Here is a 24,730-nt window from a genome sequence, read left to right on the forward strand (position 1 = left end):
TCGGGGCGCGGACGCGCGTGCGCGGGGCCGGCGACCGGTCGAGACGGCCGCCGACCCCGCGCGCGGCTGTGATCATGCCTTGTGCGCGGACGACTCCTTGCCCGTGTCGGCCTTTCCGTCACCGACGAGTTCGGCCTTCTCTGCGGGCTCGGGCGCGGCGGGCGCCGCACCGGAGGTCACGGCACCGGCCTCGGCGCCGCCTGCCACGGCGGGCGACGGCCCGCTCGCGCCGATCAGGTCCGTGCGCCGCTTGGACACCACGATCGCGGCGACCACGATGGCGACCGCGACCACGGTCACGCCCACCCGCAGCGGCACGTTGCCCGCATAGGTGACGACCGCGTCCGCGATCAGCAGCGCCACCAGGTTCATCACCTTGATCAGCGGGTTGATGGCCGGGCCGGCGGTGTCCTTGAACGGGTCGCCGACCGTGTCGCCGATCACGGTGGCCTCGTGCGCCTCGCTGCCCTTGCCGCCGAGTTCGCCCTCCTCGACCAGCTTCTTGGCGTTGTCCCAGGCGCCGCCGGAGTTGGCCAGGAACACCGCCATCAGCACACCGGCCGCGATCGCGCCGCCGAGGAAGGCGCCCAGCGGCGCGTACCCCAGCGCGAACCCGACCGCGATCGGCGTCATGATCGCCAGCAGTCCCGGGGTGGCCAGCTCGCGCTGGGCGTCCCGGGTGCAGATGTCGACCACCCGGTCGTAGTCGGGCTTCTCGGAGAAGTCCATGATGCCGGGCTTGGTGCGGAACTGCTCGCGCACCTCCACCACGACCCGTCCGGCCGCCCGGCCCACCGCCATGATCGCCAGGCCGGAGAACAGGAACACCACGGCCGCGCCGACGATCAGCCCGATCAGCACGTTCGGGTTGTCGATGGACAGGCTGAAGTTCGCGAACGAGCCGAGCGCGTCGCGGGCGTCGGCGGACGCGTCGCCCAGCGCGCCGACCACCGTCGTGCGGAACGAGCCGAACAGCGCGGTCGCCGCCAGCACGGCGGTGGCGATCGCGATGCCCTTGGTGATCGCCTTGGTGGTGTTGCCCACCGCGTCCAGCCGCTCCAGCACGGCCGCGCCCTCGCCCTCGACGTCGCCGGACATCTCGGCGATGCCCTGCGCGTTGTCGGACACCGGGCCGAAGGTGTCCATCGACACGATCACGCCGACCGTGGTGAGCAGGCCGGTCCCGGCCATGGCCACCGCGAACAGCGCCACGGTGGTGTTGCCGAAGCCCAGCAGGAACGCCCCGTACACCGCGGCGCCCACGACCAGCGCCGTGTAGACGGCCGACTCCAGGCCCAGCGAGATGCCCGACAGGATCACCGTGGCGGGGCCGGTGCGGGCGCTGCCGGTGACCTCCTTGACCGGCTTGCGCCTGGTCTCGGTGAAGTAGCCGGTGAGCAGCTGGATGGCGCTGGCCAGCACGATGCCGATCAGCACCGCGCCGACGGCCACCCAGCGCGGGTCGGCGTCCAGGCCGCGGATGGACTGGTCGGTGACGCCCGACAGCTCGGCGAACGACGACGGCAGATAGGCGAACGCCGCCACCGCCACCAGCACCGCCGAGATCACCGCCGACAGGAAGAAGCCCCGGTTGATGGCCGACATCCCGGAGCGGTCGCGGGCGCGCGGCGCCACCGCGAAGATCCCGATCACCGCGGTGATGACACCGATCATCGGCACCACCAGCGGGAACACCAGGCCCTCGGTGCCGAACGCGGCGGAGCCGAGGATCAGCGCGGCCACCAGGGTCACCGCGTACGACTCGAACAGGTCGGCCGCCATGCCCGCGCAGTCGCCGACGTTGTCGCCCACGTTGTCGGCGATCGTCGCGGCGTTGCGCGGGTCGTCCTCGGGGATCCCCTGCTCGACCTTGCCCACCAGGTCGGCGCCCACGTCCGCGGCCTTGGTGAAGATGCCGCCGCCGACCCGCATGAACATCGCCAGCAGGGCCGCCCCGAAGCCGAAGCCCTCCAGTACCTTCGGCGCGTCGCCCTTGTACGCCAGCACCACCACGGCCGCGCCGAACAGGCCGAGCCCGACGGTGAACATCCCCGCGACGCCCCCGGTGCGGAACGCGATGCGCATCGCCCGGCGCTCGCCGTCCTCCTCGCGGGCCGCGGCGGCCACCCGGACGTTGCCGCGCACCGCCAGCCACATCCCGGCGAACCCGGTGACCGCGGAGAACAGCGCCCCGATGACGAAGAAGACCGACCGCCCCACCCGTTCGGAGGTGGAGTCGGCCGGCAGGAGCAGCAGCAGGAGCGGGATGAGCACTACGAAGACCGCGACCGTGCGGAACTGGCGTTTCAGATAGGCGCCCGCGCCTTCCTGCACCGCCCGCGCGATGTTCTGCATCTTCTCGGTGCCCTGGCCGGCGCCCAGCACCTGGCGTACCAGTCCCGCGGCGACGGCCAGTGCCAGCAGAGCGATCACGGCGACGACGACGACCAGTGTCTGGTCGCCGCCGCCGAGATCCACGTCCGCGGCGGCCGGGCTTGACAGGGAAAGCCCAGACATGCGTCCTCCTCGACAGGGGCGTGCGAGCTCTGATCGTCCAAAAGGACGATCTTTACCGCGTACCCCGCGAGTGACCGTTTTAGACACCTCGCACGGCAACGCGGGTGCCGGGAGTCTACGCAGGCAGCGGAAAGATGAGAACCCCGTGAGCTCGACATCGAAGAGAATGTTGGAACATGCCCGGCTTTACGGCAGATATTTCCGCGAAAGCCGTCACTTGCCACATCGTCGCAGGTCAGCCACAGTCCGCCGGGGCATGGCGCCTTGTCGTCCGCCCCGCCACACCAATCCCTGACACCTCTTTTACCTCAACCCGAAATACGTTTTACGAACCAACCTAAACCCGGCGCCTCACGTCCGCCCCGGAAGATGATCTCATAATCGCCACACCGCTCCGACCGCCCGCCCTCCGCAACGAATCACCGCACATGATCGATAATCGATCGTGCACCTTTTCGCAAAGTCGATAGCGAACGCCGGCCCGGACACCGTCGACATACCTGCCGCCGGGCGGGTGGAGAGGCTGAACGACTGCGGAGGGACCGCAAGCCCCGCCGCCCAGCGGTGGGCGGGACCCGGCGGAACAACGCAGAGGTGCCGCACGATGTGCACGGGCTGAATCCCCGGTCTTCAGACCGGGGAGCACGTCAGTCGTAAAGGCCCGGCACGGGGCGGAGCGCGCCTTCGTCCCCGATCGCCCGGTAGTAGCAGCTGCGGCGCGCCTGCCCGGAGGGCAGCTTCGTGTGGCAGGCCCCTCCCGTCGTGGGGCGGACCCGGTAGAGCAGCGAGTTCTGCTCGCAGTTGACGCGGACCTCGACCAGGGCCAGCGTGTCCCCCGACGTGGCCCCCTTGCGCCACAGCTCGTTGCGGGACGTGGACCACAGGACGGCGATGCCCTCGTCGAGCGACGCCCGCAGCGCAGTCTCGTTCGCATACCCCACGAACAGGACCTCGTTGCTGTCGGCGTCCTGCAACACGACGGGCACCACCTGCGCCCCCGTGGCGGCGACCGCGGCCAGCTTCCCGAAGTCGAGTTCGAGCCGGAGACCTTCTTCGAGCTCGTTCATCTGCTTCCTCCTCCATGACGGCGCCCCGGGCGGGGCGGCGGAACGGGTGCGGCAGACGCCAAGGAGCCGGTACGGCGTTCCACGCTCGTACCGGCTCCTGGCTCGTCTGCGGATTCGGCCTTGGCCCCGCCGACCCGGCCTCAGCCCGCCGGGCGGCTCACCGTTCCCGGCGGTGAAGGCGGGCCGTCCTCCTCGGCCAGGCGTAGCGCGTTGCCGACTGCCGGGCAGGCCCGCCTGCTCGCAAGCCACCGGCACCCGTGCGGCGCGCCTGCAGGGGCTGCGGCTTTACGCATCCAGTGCGGGGGCGAGGCCTGCCCGGGCGGCCCGCGAGGTCTGCCCGGGGCGGCGGACGGGGCTCAGCTCTGGGGCGGCACGCCCTCTTCGGCGGGCCAGCTCATCCGGATCTGGACGCCCTTGGGGGTCGTGGAGATCTCCACGTCGTCCGCCAGGCCGGAGATGACCGCCAGGCCGAGGTCGGCGGTCCCGTCCCCCAGCGCGTACTCCAGGCCGTTCGGTTCGGCGGGCAGGCCGCGGCCGGCGTCCTCGCTGGGGACGGTGTCGCTGACGGTCACTTCGAACCGGCGGCCGGTGCCGCTCAACTCCAGCCGCACCGGCTCGTCCGGACAGTGCCGCTGGTGCGCCTCGACGGCACGTGAACACGCCTCGCCCACCGCCAGCCGGACCTCGTCCAGCAGGGCCTCGGCGACGCCGCTGCGGCGGGCCACCGCCGTGACGATCAGCCGTGCCGTGCGGACATGGGCCGGCAGGGCGCTGAATGTGAGCTCAACGGGTCCCATCGCGGCCGGGCCGTCTACTTGGCGCCCTTGCGCTTTTCCTCGGCCTCGGCGATCGAGTCGTGGATGCCGAAGACCTTGGTCAAGCCGGTGATGCGGAAGATCTTCAGGATGCGCTCCTGGGTGCACACCAGCTCCAGCGACCCGTCGTGTGCTCGCACGCGCTTGAGGCCGCCGACCAGCACGCCGAGACCGGTCGAGTCGAGGAACTCGACCTTCTCCATGTCAACGAGGAGGTGGAACTTGCCCTTGTTGACCAGGTCGATGAGCTTCTCGCGAAGCCTCGGCGCCGTGTAGACGTCGATCTCGCCCTCCACCGTGATGACGGTCAGGCCATCGTCGGTGGTGTAGTCGTTCACCTTAAGGTCCACAGATCCTCCAGCGCCATGCAGCACACTTCATCCCGTCGTCTGCGGTACCGGCCGCGGGGGGCGGTTCGCGGGCGCCGGGACTCCGCCGTGATTCAATCACGCTCCGGCGTCGAGTACGCGCGTTATCGCCCAGTCGGACGAAACTTCGTACGGCCGTCTGACCTGCTGATCTGCCGGTCGTGACGAGGGGATGCAGCCCTGCGGCGCCGGGGCGTTCACGTACTTGTGCCCGGGCTGGCAGACTGAAAAACCTGATGGGCCCGCAAAGATCTTCGACCCCTCTGGACCGGCTGCTGGCCGTGCCGTCCCGGCGCGACCGCATCACCCACGTCCAGCGGGTTCCCGCACGCCGGGGCCGTCGCGCCGACTGGCCGCAGTGGGCCCCGGAGACGCTGGTGCGGCGGCTGAACGCCGCGGGGATCGACGCGCCCTGGCGGCACCAGGCCGAGGCGGCCGAACACGCCCGGTCGGGACGCTCTGTGATCATCGCCACGGGCACCGCGTCCGGGAAGTCGCTGGCCTATCTGCTGCCCGCCGTCGCCTCCATCTACGAGGAGGACGCCCGGAGCCAGGGCACCGTACTCTACCTCTCCCCCACCAAGGCGTTGGCCGTCGACCAGCTGCGCGCGCTGCGGTCACTGCGGTTGACGCGGGTGCGGGCCGCCACCTACGACGGTGACACGCCCCGTGAGGAGCGCGCCTGGGTGCGGCAGCACGCCAACTACGTGCTGACCAACCCCGACATGCTGCACCGCTCCATCCTTCCCGCGCACGGGCGGTGGAGCGCCTTCCTGCGCCGGCTGCGCTACGTCATCGTGGACGAGGCGCACGGCTACAGGGGCGTGTTCGGTTCCCATGTGGCGCAGGTGCTGCGGCGCCTTCGCCGCGTGTGCGCGCGGTACGGGGCGTCGCCCGTCTTCATCCTGGCCTCGGCCACCACGTCCGAACCCGCGACGACCGCGTCCCGCCTCACCGGCCTGGACGTGGTCGCGGTGGACGATGACGCGTCCCCCCGGGGGCCGGCAACATTCGCCCTGTGGGAGCCGCCGCTGACCGAGCTGCGCGGAGAGCAGGGCGCCCCCGTGCGCCGCACCGCCACCGCCGAAACCGGCGATCTGCTGGCCGATCTGGTTGTCGAGGGGGTGCAGACGCTGGCGTTCGTCCGCTCCCGGCGCGGCGCGGAGTCGGTGGCGCTCGGAGCCAAGCGCGCGCTGGATGAGGCCGCCCCCGAGCTCGTCGACCAGGTGGCGGCCTACCGCGCGGGCTACCTTCCGGAGGAACGGCGCGCGCTTGAGGCCGCCCTGCGTTCGCGTGAACTCATCGGCCTCGCCAGCACCAACGCCCTGGAACTGGGCGTCGACGTGTCCGGTCTGGACGCGGTGATCGTCTGCGGTTGGCCCGGCACCCGTGCGTCCCTGTGGCAGCAGGCGGGCCGCGCTGGGCGCTCCGGGCAGGCCGCGCTGGCCATCCTGGTGGCCCGGGACGACCCCCTCGACACCTACCTCGTCCACCATCCGGAGGCGATCTTCGGGACGCCGGTCGAGGCCACCGTGCTCGACCCCGACAACCCGTACGTCCTCGAACCGCACCTGTGCGCCGCCGCGTCCGAGCTGCCGCTGACCGAGGACGATCTCGACCTGTTCGGGCCGTCCACCGCCGACCTGCTGCCGGACCTGGTGCGCCGCGGCCTGCTGCGCCGCCGTCCCGCCGGGTGGTACTGGACGCGCCGCGACAAGGCCGCCGACCTGGCCGACATCCGCGGTGCGGGCGGCCCGCCGATCCAGGTCGTCGAGGCCGCCACGGGGCGCCTGCTGGGCACCGTGGACGAGGCGTCGGCGCACACCACGGTCCACGAGGGCGCCGTGTACATCCACCAGGGCGAGACGTTCATCGTCCAGACCCTCGACCTGGACGACTCGGTCGCGCTGGTGGAGGAGGCCGAGCCCGACTACTCCACCAGCGCGCGCGACGTCACCGACATCCGCGTGGTCGAGCGCCTGCGCTCGGTCTCTTGGGGCGAGGCGACCCTCAACTACGGCACCGTCGATGTGACACGGCAGGTCGTCGCGTACCAGATGCGGCGCCTGCAGACAGGCGAGATGCTGGGCGAGAAGCCGCTGGACCTGCCTCCCCGCACCCTGCGCACCCGCGCCGTCTGGTGGACGCTGTCGGAGGCCCAGGTGGAGGGTTTGGGCGACCTCGACCTGGCGGGCTCGGCCCACGCCGCCGAACACGCCTCGATCGGGCTGCTGCCCCTGTATGCGACCTGCGACCGTTGGGACATCGGCGGCGTCTCCACCGCCCTCCACCCCGACACGGGCCTGCTGACGGTCTTCGTGTACGACGGCCATGAGGGCGGCGCCGGGTTCGCCGAACGCGGCTACGCCAACGCCGCCACGTGGCTGCACGCGACCCGCGAGGCCATCACCTCCTGCGAGTGCGAGTCCGGGTGCCCCTCCTGCATCCAGTCGCCCAAGTGCGGTAACGGCAACGACCCGCTGGACAAGCACGGCGCCCTGGTCATGCTGGCCGAACTCCTCCGCCACGCCCCCGCCCCTTAGGGCCGCCGGGGCGCTTCCCCGTCACCCGTGAGCGGGCTTGCTCGCTTGACCCGCTCATAGCTAACCGTTATCTATATGGCTGACCGTTAGGGGGTCGGATGCAGGACGTGGTGCTGGCGCTGCTGGCCAAGGAGCCCGCGCACGGGTACGAGCTGCGCGCCAGGCTGCAGCACGCGCTCGGCCCGCTCGGCGACGACCTCAACGCCGGGCAGGTGTACGTGACGCTGCGGCGCCTGGAGAAGGCGGGGCTGGTGACCGTCCGGCTCGTCGGGCAGACCGACCGGCCCGACCGCAAGGTCTACGAACTGACGCCGACGGGCCAAGAACGCGTGACCCGCTGGCTGGCCGACGTGGACCGGGCGCCCCGTCCGGCGCCCACCGACCTCTACCTGAAGCTCGTGGCCGCCGCCTCGTCCGGGCTGGCCGACCCCGTGGACATCGTCGACGCCCAGCGGCGCGAACTGCTGCGACGGCTGGCGGACGTCCAGCGGGCCGCGCTCGCCCAGCCCGCCGGATCCGGCCCGGCGCTGCTCCTGGAAGGCGCCGTCCTGCGGCTGCAGGCCGACCTGCGCTGGCTGGACGCGTGCGCCGCGCACTGGGCCGACCGCCCGCGGGGCTGACCGGAGAGAAGTGAGGAACCGTGGAACCCATCCTGCGGGCCCAGCGCCTGCGCAAGCACTACGGCACGGGCACCGGCCTGGTCCGCGCCGTCGACGACGTCGACCTCGACGTCGCCTCCGGCGAGGCGCTGGCCGTCGTCGGCCCGAGCGGCTGCGGCAAATCGACGCTGCTGCACCTGCTCGGCATGCTGGACCGCCCGGACGGCGGCGAGATCTGGCTGGGCGGCGAGCGCATCGACCGGCTGTCGGAGACCGCGGCCGCCCGGCTGCGCCGCCGCGCCGTCGGATTCGTGTTCCAGGCGTTCCACCTGGTGGACGAGCTGACCGCGCGGGAGAACGTCGAACTGCCCGCCCTGCTCGCCGGCGCTTCCCCGCGCGCCGCCCGCCGCCGGGCCGCCGCCCTGCTCGACCGCGTCGGCCTCGCCCACCGCGCCGGGCACCTGCCCGCGCAGCTGTCCGGCGGGCAGCGCCAGCGGGTCGCGGTCGCGCGCGCCCTCGTCAACGACCCGGGCCTGCTGCTGGCCGACGAGCCCACCGGCAACCTCGACACCGCGGCCGCCGGCGAGGTGCTGCGGCTGTTCGACGAGCTGCGCGCCGAGGGCCGCACGCTGCTGATCGTCACGCACGACTCCCGGATCGCCGCGGCCGCCGACCGGCTGATCACCATGCGGGACGGCGTGTTCGTCGACCAGACCGTGCTCGGCCGCACCGGCCACGGCACCGGCCTCGGCGCGCTCAGCGGGCTGGTGTGACATGGGACGCCTCCTGCTCGCCTTCCGCCTGGCCTGGCGCGACCTGCGGCGGCACCGCGCCCAGGCGTTCTGGCTGCTGGTGGCGATCGCGGCCACCACGACGACGCTGACGCTCGGCCTGCTGGTACGCAACGCGGCCGACGCCCCGTGGGACCGCACCCGCGCCGCGACCGCGGGCCCCGACGCCGTCGCCACCGCCTCCGACGCCCGGGCTCTGGCGGCCCTGGCGAAGGCCGACGGCGTGGCCGACGCCGTCCGGCCGTTCCCGACCTTCGCCGTGCGCCTCGGCGTGCGGGACGTCCAGGTCAACGCCGTCGTCCAGGGCCGCGACACCGCGCCGAGCCGGATCGACCGCCCCTACGTCACCTCGGGCTCGTGGCTGCGCCGCGGCTCGGTCGTCGTGGAGCGGGCGTTCGCCGAGGCTCTGCGCGTCCGCCCCGGCGACCAGGTCACTGCGGGCGGACGCCGCTTCACCGTCGCCGGGATCGCCGTGACGACCGGCCGGGCGCCTTACCCGTCGTCCGCACCGGGCCTGATCTGGACGACCCGCGCCGACGCCGCCCGCCTGCCCGCGCTCGCGCAGCGGCGGCTGACCATGCCGCTGCGCCTGGAGGACCCGTCCGCCGCCCCGGCCTTCGCCGCCCGCCACCCGGGCGTCACGCCCTGGCAGGCCCTGTCCGAGTACGCCACCGCCGAGCTCCGCCTGGCCGACAACGCGCTGATCACCGGTTCCTGGGCGCTGGCGATCCTCGCGGGTCTGTGCGTCGCCCTGCTGGTCGGCGGCCGTCTCGCCGAGCAGAGCCGCCGCGTCGGACTCCTCAAGGCCGCCGGGGCGACACCGGCCGTCGTCGCCCTCGCCCTCCTGGCCGAGCACCTGTTCATCGCGGTCGCCGCCGCCGTCGTCGGGCTGCTCGCGGGCTGGGCCGCCTCGCCCCTGCTGACGGGTCCGAACGCGGGCTTGCTCGCGTCCGGTGACACCGCCCCCACCTTCGGCGTCGTCGCCGCCGTCCTGCTGCTCGCGCTGGGCGTCACCGCGACGGCCACCGCGTTCCCGGCGCTGCGCGGCGCCCGCGTCACCACGGCGCAAGCCCTGCGCGACCCCGTGCGCCCGCCGCGCCGCCTCGGGGTGCCGTCCGGGCTGCCGGTCACCCTGCTGCTCGGCCTGCGCATCGCCGCGCGCCGCGTCCGCCGCACGGTCCTGGCCGCACTCAGCACCGCCGTCACCGTCGCCATGATCGTCGCCGCGCTCGCCATGAACCGGGACGTGGCCCGCATGGACAACCGGGCGACCGGGCCCGACTTCGTCCCGGGGGCGGGCAATCCCGTCACCGAACGCGTCAGCCAGATCGTCCTGGTGCTCGCCGTCGCGATGCTGCTGCTCGCCGCGGTCAACGCCGTCCTCACCGCATGGGCCACGTCCCTGGACACCCTGCGCACCTCGGCGCTCGCCCGAGCCCTGGGCGCGACGCCACGTCAGATCACCAGCGGCCTCGTCGCCGCCCACATGCTGCCCGCCGCCGCGGCCGCCGCCGGCGGTATACCACTGGGCCTGGCGGTGTACGCGGCGGCCCGCGCCGTCGGGCATTCTTCGGCGTCCGGCCACGTCCCGATCCTGTGGCTGGCCGCCGTCCTCCCCACGGCACTGGCGGCCATCGCCGCCCTGACCGCCATCCCCGTCAGACAAGCCGCCACCCGCCCCATAGCACCAACACTCACAACCACCTGAAAATGCAGCACCCACTCAACCGTCAACACGGCCCCACAGGCCCGGAACACACACAGCCGCCCCCCATCGCGACAGACAACCGCACACAACGCGACATCCACGTCAGGGGCCGCACCCCACCTACCCAGACACCCCACCGAAACCAGCTGCCAGAACAACGACACTGCGCCACGCCATGGCCGTCACCACACTGACCGCCACCCCCACCAAGCTCCCGCCACCCGCCCCGACACAGCGCCCCATCCAACCACCTGCAACCGTGAGCAACCCCGGCCACCGCAGAACACCCACCCGCAGGCCCGGACCGATCACACCAACGCAAGCAGCCGCCCCATAGCGGACAGGCAACCGCACACAACGCGACGGAAGTCAGGGCCGACGCATACCCACCTGCCCAGACACCACCGGAACCTGCTGCTGGCCCGACGCGTTGCGCCGAGCAAGGGCCAGCTCGCGTTCGAGCCGCCGCTTCTCCTGCTCCAACGCCTGGATGGACTCCGCGTGCTCGTCCCGCAGCTCACGCAGCTCGCGCCGCAATCCGACGGCCCGCCTGATCCCGACCGTCGCGATCGCCGCACCGGCCATGAACACGACGGCGACCACGGCACCCGCCATGAACACCTGCCACTCGGCCGCGACCCCCGGCACGGCCTCCCCGAACACCGTGAGCTCAGCGTCGCCGGTGTTGTCCGCGATGACGCCGGCCCCCACTACCAGCGCGGCGGCCATGATCAGCAACCCCAAGAAGACCATGCGGAGGGTTCTCCTCTCCGTCGCGGGGAGATCTCAGCTGGAAAGGGAGCCTAGACCGTTCCCATTTACGACGCCATCCCCACGCGCGACTTTCATCCGCCGCACCCCCGACCTGCAGCAAGCTCCCGACCCGCTGCCACGTCCCGGCTTCAACCTCCGAACAGAATCACTCCCGAAACAGCCACCTGAACGACGACCCCTCCCGCTTATCGCGGAGCCCGAAAGGCTGTCACAGCGCAAGCGCCACTGACAGACAAATATCACCACGACAGCGGAAGATCGCACTCACATGAGGGTCAACATGAAAAGCAGCACCGCACCACGCGCACGCGGGGCATCACCCCTGCCGATATACCCAACAGGCCCTTCTCCCAGAAAGAAATGGTCCTGCGCATCATAAGACCAGAACACGCCGCATTCCACCGGCCTTCGATCACGGCCCGCTACAGCGAGACCCCGCGCGACCAGCGCCTATCCTCTCAACCACGCGCACGGACGGCTTGCGCCGTAGGACGTCCGCGCACTATCTCACAATGCGTTCAGGATCGGTCCCAGGAGCGAATACGGCGAGCCTGCTCGGCTCCCGATCGGCCCCCATGTCCCTTTCCCACCCTACGGCATGGGCCACGACGCAGTCCTGATTACTGCCGCTTTCCAAAATCAGACACAGGGCGGCCGCAGCAAGGCCGGAGTTATCAATGCGAATCCGCTCTTCCTCAGCCGGGGCGGCACAACGGAATACAAGCCCGTCGTACTCAACCCTGATTTTCATGGCTTCAACGGCCGATGTAGACGACGTCGATGCGGGACTGCCTGCGTCCGCCCCGCCAGGCCGTGCGCGTACGCAGCAACAACTGACTGTGACTGACGGTGTAAGCCCAGGCGGTGAAGACCCGACCGCAACGAAAGAGCTCTGCGCCGGGCACGAAGGGTGTCCAGCCAATGCTGCACACGCTGACACCAATCCTCCCAGACCACCCCCCACACCCGCCCCGACACCAACATCCGGCACCCCGACCAAATGTTGGGCGAACAGATGCAACCACTGCGGCCGCCCCACCGATAGCCTCCGTGAGCCGTCCGAGCCGTAGGCCGTCCGGACGCAACCGAACGGCGGGATGACATGAGCCGTCGCGCTGTGCTTGGAAGCACCGCTTATCCCCCGCAAGACACTGGCCGGATGCGCCTCGCAACCGTACGCGGGGACACCCGAAGCACCGGTGGCGCTCACATGAGCCCTTGACCAGCTCGTGAAGACCGTCCGCCCCCTCCCCACCACGCGAGCCGAGTCCGCGCCGGACTCTCGCCCGCAGTGCAGGACGACGACCGCACGAGGAACGCGGCATGGGACGCGCGGTGTGCATGATGGTCACGCCAACCGGAGCGTTCCTCGGTGCCCCCCCGATGAACCTATGCCTTCATGTGTGGCTGGGGCGGCAGCCGGGTCGTCCGCCGCCTGCTGCAGTCCGGTAGCTTCGCCGCCATTGGCGAGCGAGCGGCGGGCGGCCCCGCCGCGGACCAGGAGTGGCGAAGCCGCCCGGCCGACGCCGCACGTGTGCGAATGCCGCATCAACCGGCTCAAGCAATGACGCGGTGTCGCCATCCGCCTCGCCCGCTCGCCCGGCACTGCCGGGCCGGTATCCCCCTGATCACAGCACTGCCGCAAATCCACCATGAGCCGCCTAGGGCCTGTCTCGAAGTGTGATGAGTGGCGGCAAGTCGCACGCCGGACGCAGTGAGGCATCGCGGCCGCGATCTGCGAACCAGCCGATCAGGCGGGCGGCCGGCGCCGGCGCGGCGTGCGCGGTGGCCGACCACCCGGGTTCGACGAGCTCGCCGTCCGCTACCAGGCCACCGTCCACATCGCCACCATCAACGAACGGCTCCGGCCAACTTCGAAACACGCCCTAACACGACCCAGTGACGCGACTACCCGGCGCTAGAGTGTGTCCGGTGGATCATGACGGGCCCGCAGCAGTGCGGTGACCAGGGCGACCCCGACCATGTTGCTCCGTCGGCAGGGCGGCCACCGCACCGGTCCGCTCGCACACGACGGCGGCGAAGCCGCAGACTATGCCCGCCGGGGCCTCCCATAGCAGGGCGGGTGTTGCGGCCGGTTCCGCCCAGCACGCAGCGGACGACCTGGCCCCACCCGCACTCAAGAGCCGGATGCCAAGATCCACCGGACATGGCCGAGGCAGCCCGCCCGGCCACACGACCGCCACCTCGGGGCGACCTCAGCCACTGGGGGCACAGCGGTGCGGGGCCGTTGCGTTCGTCGCTCGTGGGCAGGTGCGAGCGCAGCAGCGTGCGACTCACCAGGTGATCCGCTCTACTTCACCCTGCGGCGTGCGCCCTGGCGGCCTCTGCTGGCTCGGCGCTTACCGGGTTGGCGGGACGGCTTGGCGACACGGCCCCCGGCTCCTCTGGCGCGCGAACCACCGAGAGTCGCGGGGCGGCGCCCCACGCGGGCTGGGGCCCTGCCACTACGTGAGGACGCCGACTTGCCCTTCGATGTCGGCGCGCCCTTCGCCGCTTTGGCGAGGGACGAAAGGTCCGCGGTTCTCGCGACGGCCTCGGCCCGGGCGATTTGCTTCCTCGCCTTGACGACACGCTTGCGTCCAGACCCGCTCCGCGCGATGCGCGCCGCCATGCCCTGGCTGCTGAGCCCCGAATTGGCGACCCGCATGCGCCGTGTCCACGTCCCCAGGTGCGCCGCGATCAGCAGCAGGACGAGGGCGATGGCCACACTCGTACCCCACTGGAGGCTCTCGGGCGCTGCGACGTTCTGGGCCTTGGGCCGGCTCTGGTCGGCCACCTGCGGCGCGGGATACGTCAGGCCGGGTGTCGCTCCGTCCGGCTGGACCGAGGGCAAGGTCACCGGAGAGGCGTTGTTGAAAGGCGTCAGCGGCGTCGAGCCACGGGACGTGCTCCCCGGCAAGGACGGCACGGAACTGGACGGTGAGGAGGTGTTGGAACCGCCGCTTCCACCACTGCTGCTGCCCTTGACGGTCACGCTCGCCGACGCATAACCCGAGTAGACCGACCCTCCGGATCCGTCGGAACGCTTGGCCCGCACCCGCACCGGGATCGTCCCGCTGGTGCCGGACGGCACGCTGAACGTGGTGGAGCAGCTCGTCCCCGAGCACAGCCCGTCCACCGTCCCGCTCTTGGAGCCGACGGACCCGGCACTGATCGAGTATCCGGTGAGGTCGTTCTCCAGCCCTTTGTTCCAGCGAACGGTGAGCTTGCTACCCGTGACCGAAGCCGACAGGCCCCCCGGTGTCGCGGGCGGGACCCGCGCGTAGAAATTGCGAGTCGCCTTGGTGCTCCACGACAGCAGGACCTTCTCCTGCAGCTTCACCTCGTAACGGCCGTTGTCACCGAGTGCCGCGGTTCCGCTCAGGCTCTCGGTGCGCAGGCTGTCCTTGGAGTCGACGACCTGCTCGTTACCGTTCGGGCTGACGACCACCAACCGCCAGGCGGTCAGCACCTCCGTGGTGGCCGAGACGGTGACCGAGCTACCGCTGCGGATCACGGCGCCGTCGCTGGGACTGGTGATCCCGGCGCTGGCCGCGTAGGCCGGAACGGCGGTGCCGAGAATCGGGACGCTCATCGCAAGGGGTGCCGTGAGCACGACTGCACCGATCCTGCGAATCCAGGTCACGGCCTCAATCCCTCCATCGGACGATCCGCCGACTTCGCTCCGTCCGCCGAACCCTGCCCGGCCATCCGGCAGGCGGCCGAGGAGACCGCTCCGTGTCTGGTGATTCCGGGGGGGCTGAGGGCAGCGTAACGTACCAGCGGGTAACCCACGTCACAGTATGGCGACAATGTCGCGTCGTCGATGGCCGTCCCCGGTCGTCGACACCTCGCGCGCACGATCACCGCCTGCTATTGACGCCCCGTTCAACGAGTCGGGTGTGGTAAGGGTACGCTTTCTGACTTTGCGGGACCACCCCGGGCCCGGGAAACGATCCGGATATCGCCGATCGCCACGGCCCCTGTGACCGCCATGGTCACCGATACATCGACGATGTCTCCTCGTACCCGGCAGCTCTTCAGCCGCCCACCGAAACCGCGCACAACGATCGCGGCACTCCTGCAGGCTTCACCGGCTCCCTCGGCGACTCGCGCCGCCGCGGCCAGCGCGGCGAGATCCGCCGCAGCGTCCGCCCGGTGCCGCGCCACCCGTACACCGCCCACGGTCATGGCCGCCACGGCCGAAAACCACAGGATCGCCATGAAGGCGACCGACCACAGCGTCCCCGCCCCTTCATCACCCGCGCTCTTCATGTGACAACTCCCTTCCAGCACGTCCGCCAACAGGCAGCAGGCAGCCCTCAACCTGCTGGCGGCCCCTGCACATACTCCGCAGAACTGAGCTGTAGGCCCCCTGTGCTGCGGCGGCTTCGCCCCAAGGGGTGTTTCCGGCTCAGCAGGGGCTTCGCCCTGAGGACGACCGCGCCCCGGTCATGCCCCCGGCGCAGAGCAACGACGGTCCGATCACGCCTTCCCGCCTGCTAGGCCACGTCCGGGGATCTTGCATCCAGCTCTTGAGTGCGGGTTGCAGGGCGCCGGCCGGGGCATCCGCTGCGTGCTTGCGGGTCTGCGGCTTCGCCGCCGTCATGTGCGGGCGGACCGGTGCGGCGGCCGCCCTGCCGACGGAGCAACTGTGGTCGGGATCGCCCCGGTCACCGCACTGCTGCGAGCCCATCATGATCCACCGGACACACCTCTAGGCCACGTCCGGTGTCTCTTGGCATCCAGCTCTAGAGTTCTAGAGTGCGGGTGGAGGCGCAGCCAACGACAGCTACAGCCCGCTCGCGCCTCCCAGCCCGGTAGCAGCGGCGGCTCGGTCATGCCTCCCGGCCCTGCATCGGCCACGGCCTATTGACGGCTGTGGTCTGGCGGCGGCTGCGGCTGAGCCACGTCTCTGGCCCGGTAGCGGCTGTGGGCTGGTCATGGCACCCCACCCGGCAAAAGCTGCAGGCCGGTCAAAGTCCCCCGCCCAGCAGCGGCTACGGGTCGCTGGTGACTCCTAGCCCGGTAGCGCTGCGACCTAGTCATGGCACCCCACCCGGCAAAGGCTGCAGGCCGGTCAAAGTCCCCCACCCAGCAGCGGCTACGGGTCGCTGGTGACTCCTGGCTCGGTGGCGGCTGTGGCGTGCGCTCTGATCAGGAGAGGGGGTAGGCCGCCGGCGGACGGCGGACGGGTGGGGACGGTCACGTCGACGCGGGTCCTTTCTCTGGTGCGGCTGATTCTGATCTGGGCGCCGGGCGGCAGGGCCCGGGCGACGGCGGCGCGGACCGCCGGTAGGGGTTCGCCGCGGGCCGCCGCCCGGGCGCCGCTTCGTGCCGCGTCCGTGCAGGCCACCTGGGTCGACGCGATCCGGATCGCCCAGAGTGAGACGGCCAGGACCAGCACCAGGGCGGGGAGGGCCACGGCGATCTCCGCCGTGACCATGCCGCCGTCCTGGGGGCGACGGGCGCTCATCCCGCCAGGTGGAGCGCCCGCTTGACGACTCCCGAAAGGAGGGTCCTCACCTCCGAGCTGGTCACGATCTTGAAGAGGAGCGCGGCGAACGCGGTGGCGGCGATCATGCCGACCGCGTATTCGGCCGTGGACATGCCGAGGTCTCGAGCCTCCTGCCGCCACCGCCGTGCGACAGCCGTCATCTTTCGCATGGGGATCTCCTTTTCTTGGATGTCGTGGCCGGCCGTCGAGACGCTGCCCGGCTCCGGCCTGGAAGGGCGAGTACTCGGGAAACAGATGAGCGGCGACCTGTGGACAACCAGTGGTCACCACGGGAGAAGGAGCGTGGACGCGATCCCGGCGATGGTCGGGACGATGCCGAGCAGGACGAACGCGGGCAGGAAGCACAGGCCGAGTGGAGCGAGCACCCGGATGCCCGCGGTTCTGGCCCTGGCCATGGCTTCCGCTCGGGCTTCACGCCGCTGGTCGCGGGCAAGGCGGGTGAGCGTCGGCGCGATGGCGGCACCGCTGTTGACCGCGCGTACGGCCGTCCGGGCGAGAGGAGCCAGCGTCGGTTCGTCTGCCAGGCCGTACCAGGCCGCGGACGGATCGACGCCCAACCGGATCTGTACGGCGATGCGCTGGAGGTCGGCGCCGAGCGGTCCGCCGATCGCACGTGCCACCGCCTCCACGGCATCGCTCCAGGGTGTTCCGCCCTGCAGGCAGGCGGCGAGCAGGTCGATCGCCACCGGCAGGTCCGCGACGAGACGGGCCTTCCTGCGTCGTTGATCGGTGTCTTCGAGCCGTCCCAACACGCGGGCGACAGCCACTGCGACGGCGATGCCCGCCAGTACGCCGACCAGGCCGCCGAGTACGACCGCGCACACGGTTCCGGACAGCAGCACCGCCCCGTACCTGGTCAGTACTTCGCGCCGGGCTCTCGTGGATGCAGGCCCTGGGGCGTTTTGTGGCTTCTCGGCAGAAGGCGGCGGCCGGCCACGCAGTCGGACCGTGCGCAGTGAGCCGTTCAGACTGCGCGTGGCCATCGGGGTTCGGTGCGCGCGGCTGGCAACGAGGGCGGTGTATCTGCGGAGGGCGGACCTGTGATCACTCGGCCATAGGAAGCCGGACACCGCGGCGAACAGGACGGTCAGGAAGATCATTTGCGTCTCCTGTCGGGCTCACGGAGTTGCTGTGCTGCGGGCTTTGGGGTTTGGCAGTTGCAGGCGGAGCGTGCGGTGGCTGGGACGGCGGCGGTGGGTGCTCGGGGGTGCTGTCGGCCTTGTCTGCTTCAGTTGCGGCGGCATCTGCATTCGCTCGTCTCTCCGCCTGTGGGCACGTGCTTCTTGTTTGTCTGGGCAGCGGGGCTGGTGCGCGGCTGGGGTTCATCGGGGAAGCTCCGCGGCTTGGGCGATACGGCTCGTCCACCACATGCCGAGCACGTCGAGGGTGACTCCGGTGGCCAGGCAGCCCAGGCCGGGGATCGTTCCGAACAGGAACGCCAGTGGCTTGGCGCCGAGCGCGGCCGCCATCGCCAGGCCGAGCAGCGGAAGCCCGGCCAGCAGCCGCGCCGTCGCCCGCGGTCCCGCCAGTTGGGCCGCGATCTCCTGACGTTGTTCCTCCTCGTCACGGAGGGCGGCGGCCAGACCGTCCAGGGCCGCGGCGAGCGTGCCGCCGCGCTCGGCTCCGATGCGCCAGCACGCTGCGAGCAGGCGCAGCCCTTCGGCGCCCGGACGTTCGGCGAGCCGCTCCAACTGGTCGGCCGTGGGGACCTCCGCCCGGGTGTCGATGGCGCAGGCCGGAGGCCGTCGGCTCGGTGCGGGGCCGTCGAGGCCGGGCGACGCGCTCAGCAGGTGGACCGCGATCCGCCGGTCGAGGACGCCGGCCGCCGAGCGGAACGCCTCGTCGGGCGTACGACCCGCGGCCAGTTCGGCGGCCATTCCGTCGCACAGCCCGATGACCGCGGTGCGCCATCGTTGCCGCTGTTTTCGACGTTCACGCAGTTCGTGCAGGTGTGTGAACGGTTTCTGGAGGAGGCCGTACACCGACGGCCGCCGGTCGCGGGCAGCCCGTGTGGTGAGCATCCGGACGAGCCGTTCGGAGGCTGTGGGAGCGCGGAACGAAACCCATGCGCAGGCGGCGGCGCACATCATGGCCAGCGCGATGGTGATGGTCATCAAAAACCTCCGAGGAGACCCCCGCCTTCAGGCGGGGGAGGAATCGGACCCCTGCGGAGCAGGACAGGGGCAGGCGATTCACCGACGTCGTTCATGGGCGCCACCGGTGGTCGAGACGGGCGGCGAGGTCGGAGGCGCCGGGCAGTGTGCGGGTTCGGCCGGCAGAGGTGAAGGACACCGCGGGGACGGCTTGCACGAGGCCGTCGGGTCCTCGCCGCAGCAGGCAGATCTCGGCGACTCTCCGGCGTCCGCCGCCGGGTTCGCGGACGAGGTGGACCACGACGTCGAGGGCCGCGGCGAGCTGGCTGTGCACGGCCTCCCTGCTCAGGCCCGCGGCACACGCCAGCGCCTCCAGCCTGGCGGGGACATCGGCCGCCGCGTTCGCGTGGAGTGTCCCGCAGCCGCCCTCGTGCCCCGTGTTCAGCGCGGCCAGCAAATGCACAACCTCGACGCCACGGACTTCCCCGACCACGAGTCGGTCGGGTCGCATGCGCAGCGCCTGCCGGACGAGTTCGTGCAGCCTGACACCGCCGGCGCCTTCCACGTTGGGTGGACGCGCCTCCAGACGCACGACATGGCCGTGGTCCGGGCTCAGCTCCGCGGAGTCCTCGACGAGCAGGAGCCGCTCGCCGGGGTCCACCAGGCCGAGCATGCAGCTCAGCAGGGTTGTCTTGCCGGTACCGGTGCCTCCGGTGATGAGGAACGCGACTCGGGCGGACACCAGGGCGGCGAGCAACTCGGCACCGCTGGAGGGGAGGGTGCCTGCCGCGACCAGCTCGTCCAGTGTGAACGCCCGGCGCCGGGGGAGCCGCAATGACAGGCAGGTGCCGTTGGCCGCCACCGGGGGCAGTACGGCATGCAGTCGTATGCCGCCTGGCAGGCGGGCGTCGGCGTAGGGGGATGCGTCGTCCAGGCGGCGCCCGGCCGCTGCCGTCAGCCGTTGGGCGAGACGTCGCAGGGACGCTTCGTCCGGAAAGCGGGTCGAGGTCCTTACCAGTCCGCTGCCGGTGTCCACCCAGACCTCGTCCGGGCCGTTGACGAGGACGTCGGTCACTTCGGGGTTGCGCAGCAGCGGTTCCAGCGGCCCGGCACCGACGAACTCCGCACGCAACTCATCTGCGAGTGCCAACACCTCACGGTCGCCCAGCAGACGCTCTTCCGCACGCAGCGCAGCCGCGACATGCCCGGCGGTGGGCTCGCCTCCGGTGTAGAGGAGACGATCACGTACGGCATCGGAGAGCTTCCTCATCGTCCGTCCTTCACGTTCGATCAGAGGGATGGCGGCTGGGCGTCGGGCAGGGCGTTGCGTGCTCTTGTCCCTCGTCGCGGCCTGGTCTGTCGGCGGGGCGCTCGCCCGCCGGCAGACCGGCCACTCCAGCCGCCCTGGCCGCCGCCGGGCCGGGCGGGGCTGGTCTCCAGGGGCAAGCGGCTTCAGCCCCCAGGGTCTGTGACTGCATCCCTGATCGGGACACCAGCTGACCGCAAAGGTCGGCTAGTGATCCGCGATGGCGGGCCTTGGCGAGACCTCCGACTTCGGCTGCCTTGAGCGCTGTCGGGATGGGGGTGGGCTGGTCTCGGAGAGTCAGGCGGCTTCGGCCATCGGGGCTTGCGGCTGGATGCCCAGGTCGGACACCAGTTGACCGCAGAGGTCGGCCAGCGGGCCGCGGCGGCGTAGGGCCCGGGCGAGATCGCCCTCTTCGAGGATGGCGGGGAGGCGGCGGTCGCAGGCGAGGACACCGGCCAGGGGCAGGCCGATGGCCTCGGCGATCACCTCCGGGGTGAGGCCTCCGGGGGCCGGGGTCCGGACGATGAGCCGCAGTTGGGCGGTCTCGCGGCGGAGTGTCGCCGCGGTGACGTCGCCCGCCACGGCGGCGCGCACCTCGGCCGGCACGAGCAGGTAGGTCACGTCGGCGGCGCGCAGGGCGCAGCGGCCGATCTCCCCGGGGTGGCGGGGGACATCCACGACGACCAGGTCGAAGCCCCGGGTCGCGGCGTCCAGCAGGGAGCGCATGGCGTCCTCGGTGACCGGCACCGGTGCGCCGCGTCGCCAGGACAGCACGGACAGGTCGCCGAGGCTGGGCAGGGCCTCGCGCAGGGTGGCGGCGCTGAGGCGGCCGCGGCGGTCGGCGAAGTCGGGCCAGCGCGCCCCCTCGTGGTCTTCCAGGCCCAGCGCGATCTCCAGGCCGCCGCCCAGCGGATCGCCGTCGACGAGCAGGGTTCGCGCGCCGATCCGGGCGGCGCTGAGAGCCAGTCCCGCGGCGAGGACGCTGGCGCCCGTCCCGCCGCGGGATGAGCACACGCACACGGTGGTGCCCCAGGTTTCCACGGGCTCGGACGCCGCCGCCATCGCGTCGATCAGCCAGCTCTCGTCGTCGGGCAGGACCGCGAGATCCTGTGCGCCTATCTGCAGCGCCTTGCGGTAGACGTCGTCGGCGTCTTCTTCTCTGGCCACGAGGACGACGCCCTGTCGGCGCGGCAGGCCGGCGGCTGCGATCTCCTCGGCCGACTCGGCTCCGACCAGTACGAGCGGCGACCCCTGCCAGCCCGCGCGGACCTCGCCGGCGTCCCGTACGATCTCGGCGCCCGTGTCGGCGGCCGCGGCGAGCCTCAGCAGATCGTCACCGATCATGGAGTCGCTCGTCACGATCATTGCCGCGTTGGTCATCGTGCCCTCCCGTCCGTTCCTGGGGACACCAGGTTGCGGTGCGGCGCGGATGCGGCGAAAGGGTTTCCCCAACATGTGGATAACTTCGTGGAACCGCAGGTCACGATGGTTCGGAGGCGTGCCGGGTGCGATGATCGGCGAGCGGATCCGCGTCCGGACCGGGCGGTGCGGTAGCGGTTTTCGGCGGTCGCCTCCGACGAGCTGGTGCGGCCGGCTCGCGAATCGCCGACAGGGCCCCGGTCAACGATGGATGCCTGGGCTGACGCCGTTTGTGTGGATGTCAGCGGGCATGTGAGGGGCATCGGGGAATGGCGTGTCGGTGATCTGGGCCGACGCCGTGGGCAGACGGCGCGCGAATTCATCTGGGGCCAGTCCGCCGGACCCGGTCGTCCGCATCGCCCCGCCCGTACGGCGCACATGCCGCCGAGCCGCCTAATGCCGTACCGATTGGGGCACCGCGGAGGCGCAGTCGGGCGGTGGCTTCGGCGCGTTGGCCGGGTCACCGCCCGACTGCGTTAAGACAGGGCGACCCCCGCCGGGGGGGAGAGCGGGGGTCGCCGAACGGTCCGGCTCCGGGGGGGTAGAGCCGGGCCGTTTTCCCAAGAAAGTCTCGGGGGGAGATCACCCGCGGCGCGCAGGCCGCGGTTTGATCTATGGGACTGGCAAACTCACTGTCTCTAGTCTAGGTACAACATATGCTGCCCGATCGTCGTGACTTCCGTCGAGCTGTAATGTCACCCGACGCGTAACGTTTTTTCTCACCTGGTTACGATGATCCCCGCTCCGGCGGGCGAAGCGGTGCCGCTCGGCACCATCCGGCCCACCACCTGCCGTACGGCCGGAAAGCTCCCGGCCGAGAGTGGGAGCGTACAGGGGATCTCTAAGATCATTCCGTTGCACCGCCGGATCGGGATCCGCAATAGAACCGATCACACTCCGTGATCTATTGCAGATTGTCAATGAAGATCCGTTTCGCCCGAAATGTCAGGCGCGATGCCGGGCCGCCGCCCGACAGAGCCCTCCCCCGCCACCGACGATGCGAGCGCGATATGCGGCCGCGAGCCGCTCATTTTACGCATCAGGGCTTGTCAACTGGACGAATGAGGCGTAGACAGGTCATAAGGACTAAGTGTCCAGGCACGGCACCCGGGCACCCACGCGCGACCAGCCGCGGGAGGCGCGTCGTGACGGGCTTGACCCGCTCCGACGAATATGAGGTGCACGCTTGGTAACCCGGTGTGACGTGGCTGGCGAACGGCGTTCCACACCGGATGGGACGCCGTTCGCCATGTTCGGGCGGCCGTCCCACGTCGGTTCCGGACGGTGGAGCGGCCCGGGCTCGTCTCAGCGGAATCGAACGCCGCCTTGCCTCACGTCCGGCGAGTATCAGCGGAGTGCTGGTGGGATGCGGCAGGACGCTGAGACCGTGTGAGTGTCGCCCGTAGGGCCATCGGCCCCCCTGGGAGCCGGCACCGTGCAGCTGGTGCCGGCGCGGCTCTGCGGCTCGATCGGCGCGTGCGCGGCCGTCAACGTGAACGCGCTGGTGACGTCCACTTGAGGACGCAGGCGCAAAGGGTGGGGTTGACTCTCGGCCGAGCCTCGGGCAGCGCGTGGAGTGGGTAGGCGTGCACCCGTCCGGCTGTTCGGCCGAGAGGGCGGGGGCCGAACGGCAGCGGTTACTGCCGTGCAGCCCGAGGAAGGACGGCACGCCAGGACGGCTGTGAGATTCTCACTCGCATTTTTCTCAGAAGGCCATAAAACTGGCCAAGGAAGTGGCTTGACAGAGGGTTCACGGACCAGTTCTCGGTCGGGTTCGGGTACCCGCGCAATGCACCCTCGGTGCATCTCTCACTCAATGCAACAGACCGCCCCCCGGTTTCGCATCAGACGGCCCGCCTTCACGCCGCACCAGCCCCTCATGCCATCGCCGTACGACTCCGAGCGGGACGCACGGCGTAGCAGCCGAGGACGGGGCGGCGCAGCGCGTCAGCCCCGCAGGATGGCCTCACAGATGGCCTGGGCGTCCCGAGCAGCGGCGGCCGTGGCGTCGGCGCAGTGGCGGATCCATCCGGCCACTCCCTCGGGGGTGCCGGAGGCGTAGCCGCGCAGCGCCGCCGCATACTCGTCTGCGAGCTCGGCATGGCCCACCTCGGGTGCGGTGAGCGACTTGGGGTCGAGCCCGCGCTCGACCATGGTCAGGCGCTGGGCGGCCCGGGCGACGATGCCGTCCCCCCAGCCGAAGGGACGCAGGGTGAGCAGCTCGCCGTGCACCACTGCCGCCACCACGAGCGCCGGGGCCTCGGTCGGTTGCACGAGCAGGCTGCTGAGCATGTCCAACCGCGCGGCGACTTCAGGCGCGGTGGGTGGTTGTCCGAGGCCGAGTACGTCCTTGACCTCCTGGCCCTCGCCTCTGGGGCGTCCGAGCTCGGCTTCGTCCACGGCGTCCGCCGCGGCGAGGACGTGCAGCCGCGCCAACACCTGCCGGGGTGCCTGCCGCCACGTGTCCGTCAAAGAGCCGAGTTCGGCGGAGACGCGAAGGGCGCCCTGGACGACGGGGTCCTTGGGGGCCTCGGCCGCGCGCATCTCGTCCAGGGGGACCGAGACCCCCTCCAAGGCCGCCGAGGCGCGCGCGCCCCGCACTGCCGACTCGGTGGAGACCTCGGCACTGCGCCGACGCAGGACGCGATGTCCGAGCAGCCGGTCCACCGCCGTGCGAGCATCAGCCACCGCGTCGGCCACTCCGGGCAGTGCCGCTACTTGGGCGAAGGCATCGGATCCGGTCACGGGCCCGACCTTATGCGGTCGTCCGCACCGACTCGCGTGCGGGGGCCGATACCCGGCACCGCCCGTCTGCCTTCCTCACGCCCCCGGCGAGGGGCGATCTCGATCGCCGGGCCGGGCAGGGCTGACTGCCCTGTCACCCGGTACTGATGGCGTCATTCCCTGGCTCCCCGCGCCCAGAAGCCCTCTAGAGCCTGTCTCGAAGTGTGCTGAGTGGCGGCATGTCGCACGCCGGACGCAGTGAGGCATCGCGGCCGCGATCTGCGAACCGGCCGAACGGCAGGCTCGCCGTCCGCTACCAGGCCACCGTCCACATCGCCACCATCAACGAACGGCTCCGACCAACTTCGAAACACGCCCTAACGCCCTCCATGCCCGTCCAGGGGCGGCGATGGGAATCGTGGGACTGGTGTGGGTGTAGGGGCGTCAGAGCGGGCGTCAGCGGCGGAAACCGGGGTGAAGCCCGCCAT

At 71.2% G+C, this 24,730-nt stretch carries 18 protein-coding genes; 4 read left to right on the forward strand and 14 right to left on the reverse strand.

From position 1 onward, the window contains the following. Positions 1-72: 72 nt before the first annotated feature. The 4 genes from QSK22_RS19685 to QSK22_RS19700 all read right to left on the reverse strand — a co-directional run bounded on the left by QSK22_RS19685 (position 73) and on the right by QSK22_RS19700 (position 4,749). Complete coding sequence (locus QSK22_RS19685; protein WP_285495701.1) at positions 73-2,517, reverse strand: sodium-translocating pyrophosphatase; 2,445 nt, start codon at positions 2,515-2,517, stop codon at positions 73-75. A 647-nt stretch (positions 2,518-3,164) separates the two neighbouring features. Next, complete coding sequence (locus QSK22_RS19690; RefSeq protein WP_285495702.1) at positions 3,165-3,584, reverse strand: phosphoribosyl-AMP cyclohydrolase; 420 nt, start codon at positions 3,582-3,584, stop codon at positions 3,165-3,167. A gap of 356 nt (positions 3,585-3,940) precedes the next feature. Further along, positions 3,941-4,381, reverse strand: coding sequence for an ATP-binding protein (locus tag QSK22_RS19695; RefSeq protein WP_285495704.1), 441 nt, complete (start codon positions 4,379-4,381; stop codon positions 3,941-3,943). 14 nt (positions 4,382-4,395) lie between these two features. Further along, positions 4,396-4,749, reverse strand: coding sequence for an STAS domain-containing protein (locus QSK22_RS19700; protein WP_285495705.1), 354 nt, complete (start codon positions 4,747-4,749; stop codon positions 4,396-4,398). A 254-nt stretch (positions 4,750-5,003) separates the two neighbouring features. Between QSK22_RS19700 and QSK22_RS19705 the strand changes: the two genes are divergently transcribed. The 4 genes from QSK22_RS19705 to QSK22_RS19720 all read left to right on the forward strand — a co-directional run bounded on the left by QSK22_RS19705 (position 5,004) and on the right by QSK22_RS19720 (position 10,408). Next, positions 5,004-7,310, forward strand: a complete 2,307-nt coding sequence (locus tag QSK22_RS19705) for a DEAD/DEAH box helicase (RefSeq protein ID WP_285495706.1) — start codon at positions 5,004-5,006, stop codon at positions 7,308-7,310. A gap of 98 nt (positions 7,311-7,408) precedes the next feature. After that, positions 7,409-7,930 (forward strand): PadR family transcriptional regulator, encoded by a 522-nt coding sequence (locus QSK22_RS19710; RefSeq protein WP_285495707.1) that lies wholly within the window; start codon positions 7,409-7,411, stop codon positions 7,928-7,930. 20 nt (positions 7,931-7,950) lie between these two features. Further along, positions 7,951-8,682: an ABC transporter ATP-binding protein gene (locus QSK22_RS19715; RefSeq protein WP_285495708.1), complete on the forward strand. Its 732-nt coding sequence runs from the start codon at positions 7,951-7,953 to the stop codon at positions 8,680-8,682. Position 8,683: 1 nt separating this feature from the next. Beyond that, positions 8,684-10,408: an ABC transporter permease gene (locus QSK22_RS19720; protein WP_285495710.1), complete on the forward strand. Its 1,725-nt coding sequence runs from the start codon at positions 8,684-8,686 to the stop codon at positions 10,406-10,408. Between the two features lie 369 nt (positions 10,409-10,777). Here QSK22_RS19720 and QSK22_RS19725 read toward each other — a convergent pair whose 3' ends face one another. The 10 genes from QSK22_RS19725 to QSK22_RS19770 all read right to left on the reverse strand — a co-directional run bounded on the left by QSK22_RS19725 (position 10,778) and on the right by QSK22_RS19770 (position 24,263). After that, positions 10,778-11,161, reverse strand: a complete 384-nt coding sequence (locus QSK22_RS19725; RefSeq protein WP_285495711.1) for a hypothetical protein — start codon at positions 11,159-11,161, stop codon at positions 10,778-10,780. 2,332 nt (positions 11,162-13,493) lie between these two features. Next, on the reverse strand, positions 13,494-14,828 hold the full coding sequence (locus QSK22_RS19730; protein ID WP_285495712.1) for a hypothetical protein: 1,335 nt from the start codon (positions 14,826-14,828) through the stop codon (positions 13,494-13,496). A 242-nt stretch (positions 14,829-15,070) separates the two neighbouring features. Continuing rightward, complete coding sequence (locus tag QSK22_RS19735) at positions 15,071-15,457, reverse strand: Rv3654c family TadE-like protein (RefSeq protein WP_285495713.1); 387 nt, start codon at positions 15,455-15,457, stop codon at positions 15,071-15,073. Between the two features lie 829 nt (positions 15,458-16,286). Continuing rightward, complete coding sequence (locus QSK22_RS19740) at positions 16,287-16,658, reverse strand: TadE family type IV pilus minor pilin (protein WP_285495714.1); 372 nt, start codon at positions 16,656-16,658, stop codon at positions 16,287-16,289. Beyond that, complete coding sequence (locus tag QSK22_RS19745; protein WP_285495715.1) at positions 16,655-16,849, reverse strand: DUF4244 domain-containing protein; 195 nt, start codon at positions 16,847-16,849, stop codon at positions 16,655-16,657. The genes QSK22_RS19740 and QSK22_RS19745 overlap by 4 nt, the downstream gene beginning before the upstream one ends. 114 nt (positions 16,850-16,963) lie before the next feature. Beyond that, entirely contained in the window at positions 16,964-17,542 is a 579-nt protein-coding gene (locus tag QSK22_RS19750) for a type II secretion system F family protein (RefSeq protein ID WP_285495716.1), read from the reverse strand. Positions 17,543-18,022: 480 nt separating this feature from the next. After that, positions 18,023-18,814 (reverse strand): type II secretion system F family protein, encoded by a 792-nt coding sequence (locus QSK22_RS19755; protein WP_285495717.1) that lies wholly within the window; start codon positions 18,812-18,814, stop codon positions 18,023-18,025. Positions 18,815-18,905: 91 nt separating this feature from the next. Beyond that, on the reverse strand, positions 18,906-20,063 hold the full coding sequence (locus QSK22_RS19760) for a TadA family conjugal transfer-associated ATPase (RefSeq protein WP_285495718.1): 1,158 nt from the start codon (positions 20,061-20,063) through the stop codon (positions 18,906-18,908). A 333-nt stretch (positions 20,064-20,396) separates the two neighbouring features. Then, the gene (gene ssd / locus QSK22_RS19765) at positions 20,397-21,479 is read right to left on the reverse strand and encodes a septum site-determining protein Ssd (RefSeq protein WP_285495719.1); all 1,083 of its coding nucleotides are present in this window, start codon (positions 21,477-21,479) and stop codon (positions 20,397-20,399) included. Positions 21,480-23,465: 1,986 nt separating this feature from the next. Continuing rightward, positions 23,466-24,263 carry a Fic family protein gene (locus QSK22_RS19770; protein ID WP_285495720.1) on the reverse strand — a complete coding sequence of 266 codons (798 nt, stop codon included), beginning with the start codon at positions 24,261-24,263 and terminating at the stop codon, positions 23,466-23,468. Between the last annotated feature and the right edge of the window lie 467 nt (positions 24,264-24,730).

The sequence above is a fragment of the Actinomadura sp. NBRC 104425 genome, assembly GCF_030269545.1.
Classification (GTDB): domain Bacteria; phylum Actinomycetota; class Actinomycetes; order Streptosporangiales; family Streptosporangiaceae; genus Spirillospora; species Spirillospora keratinilytica.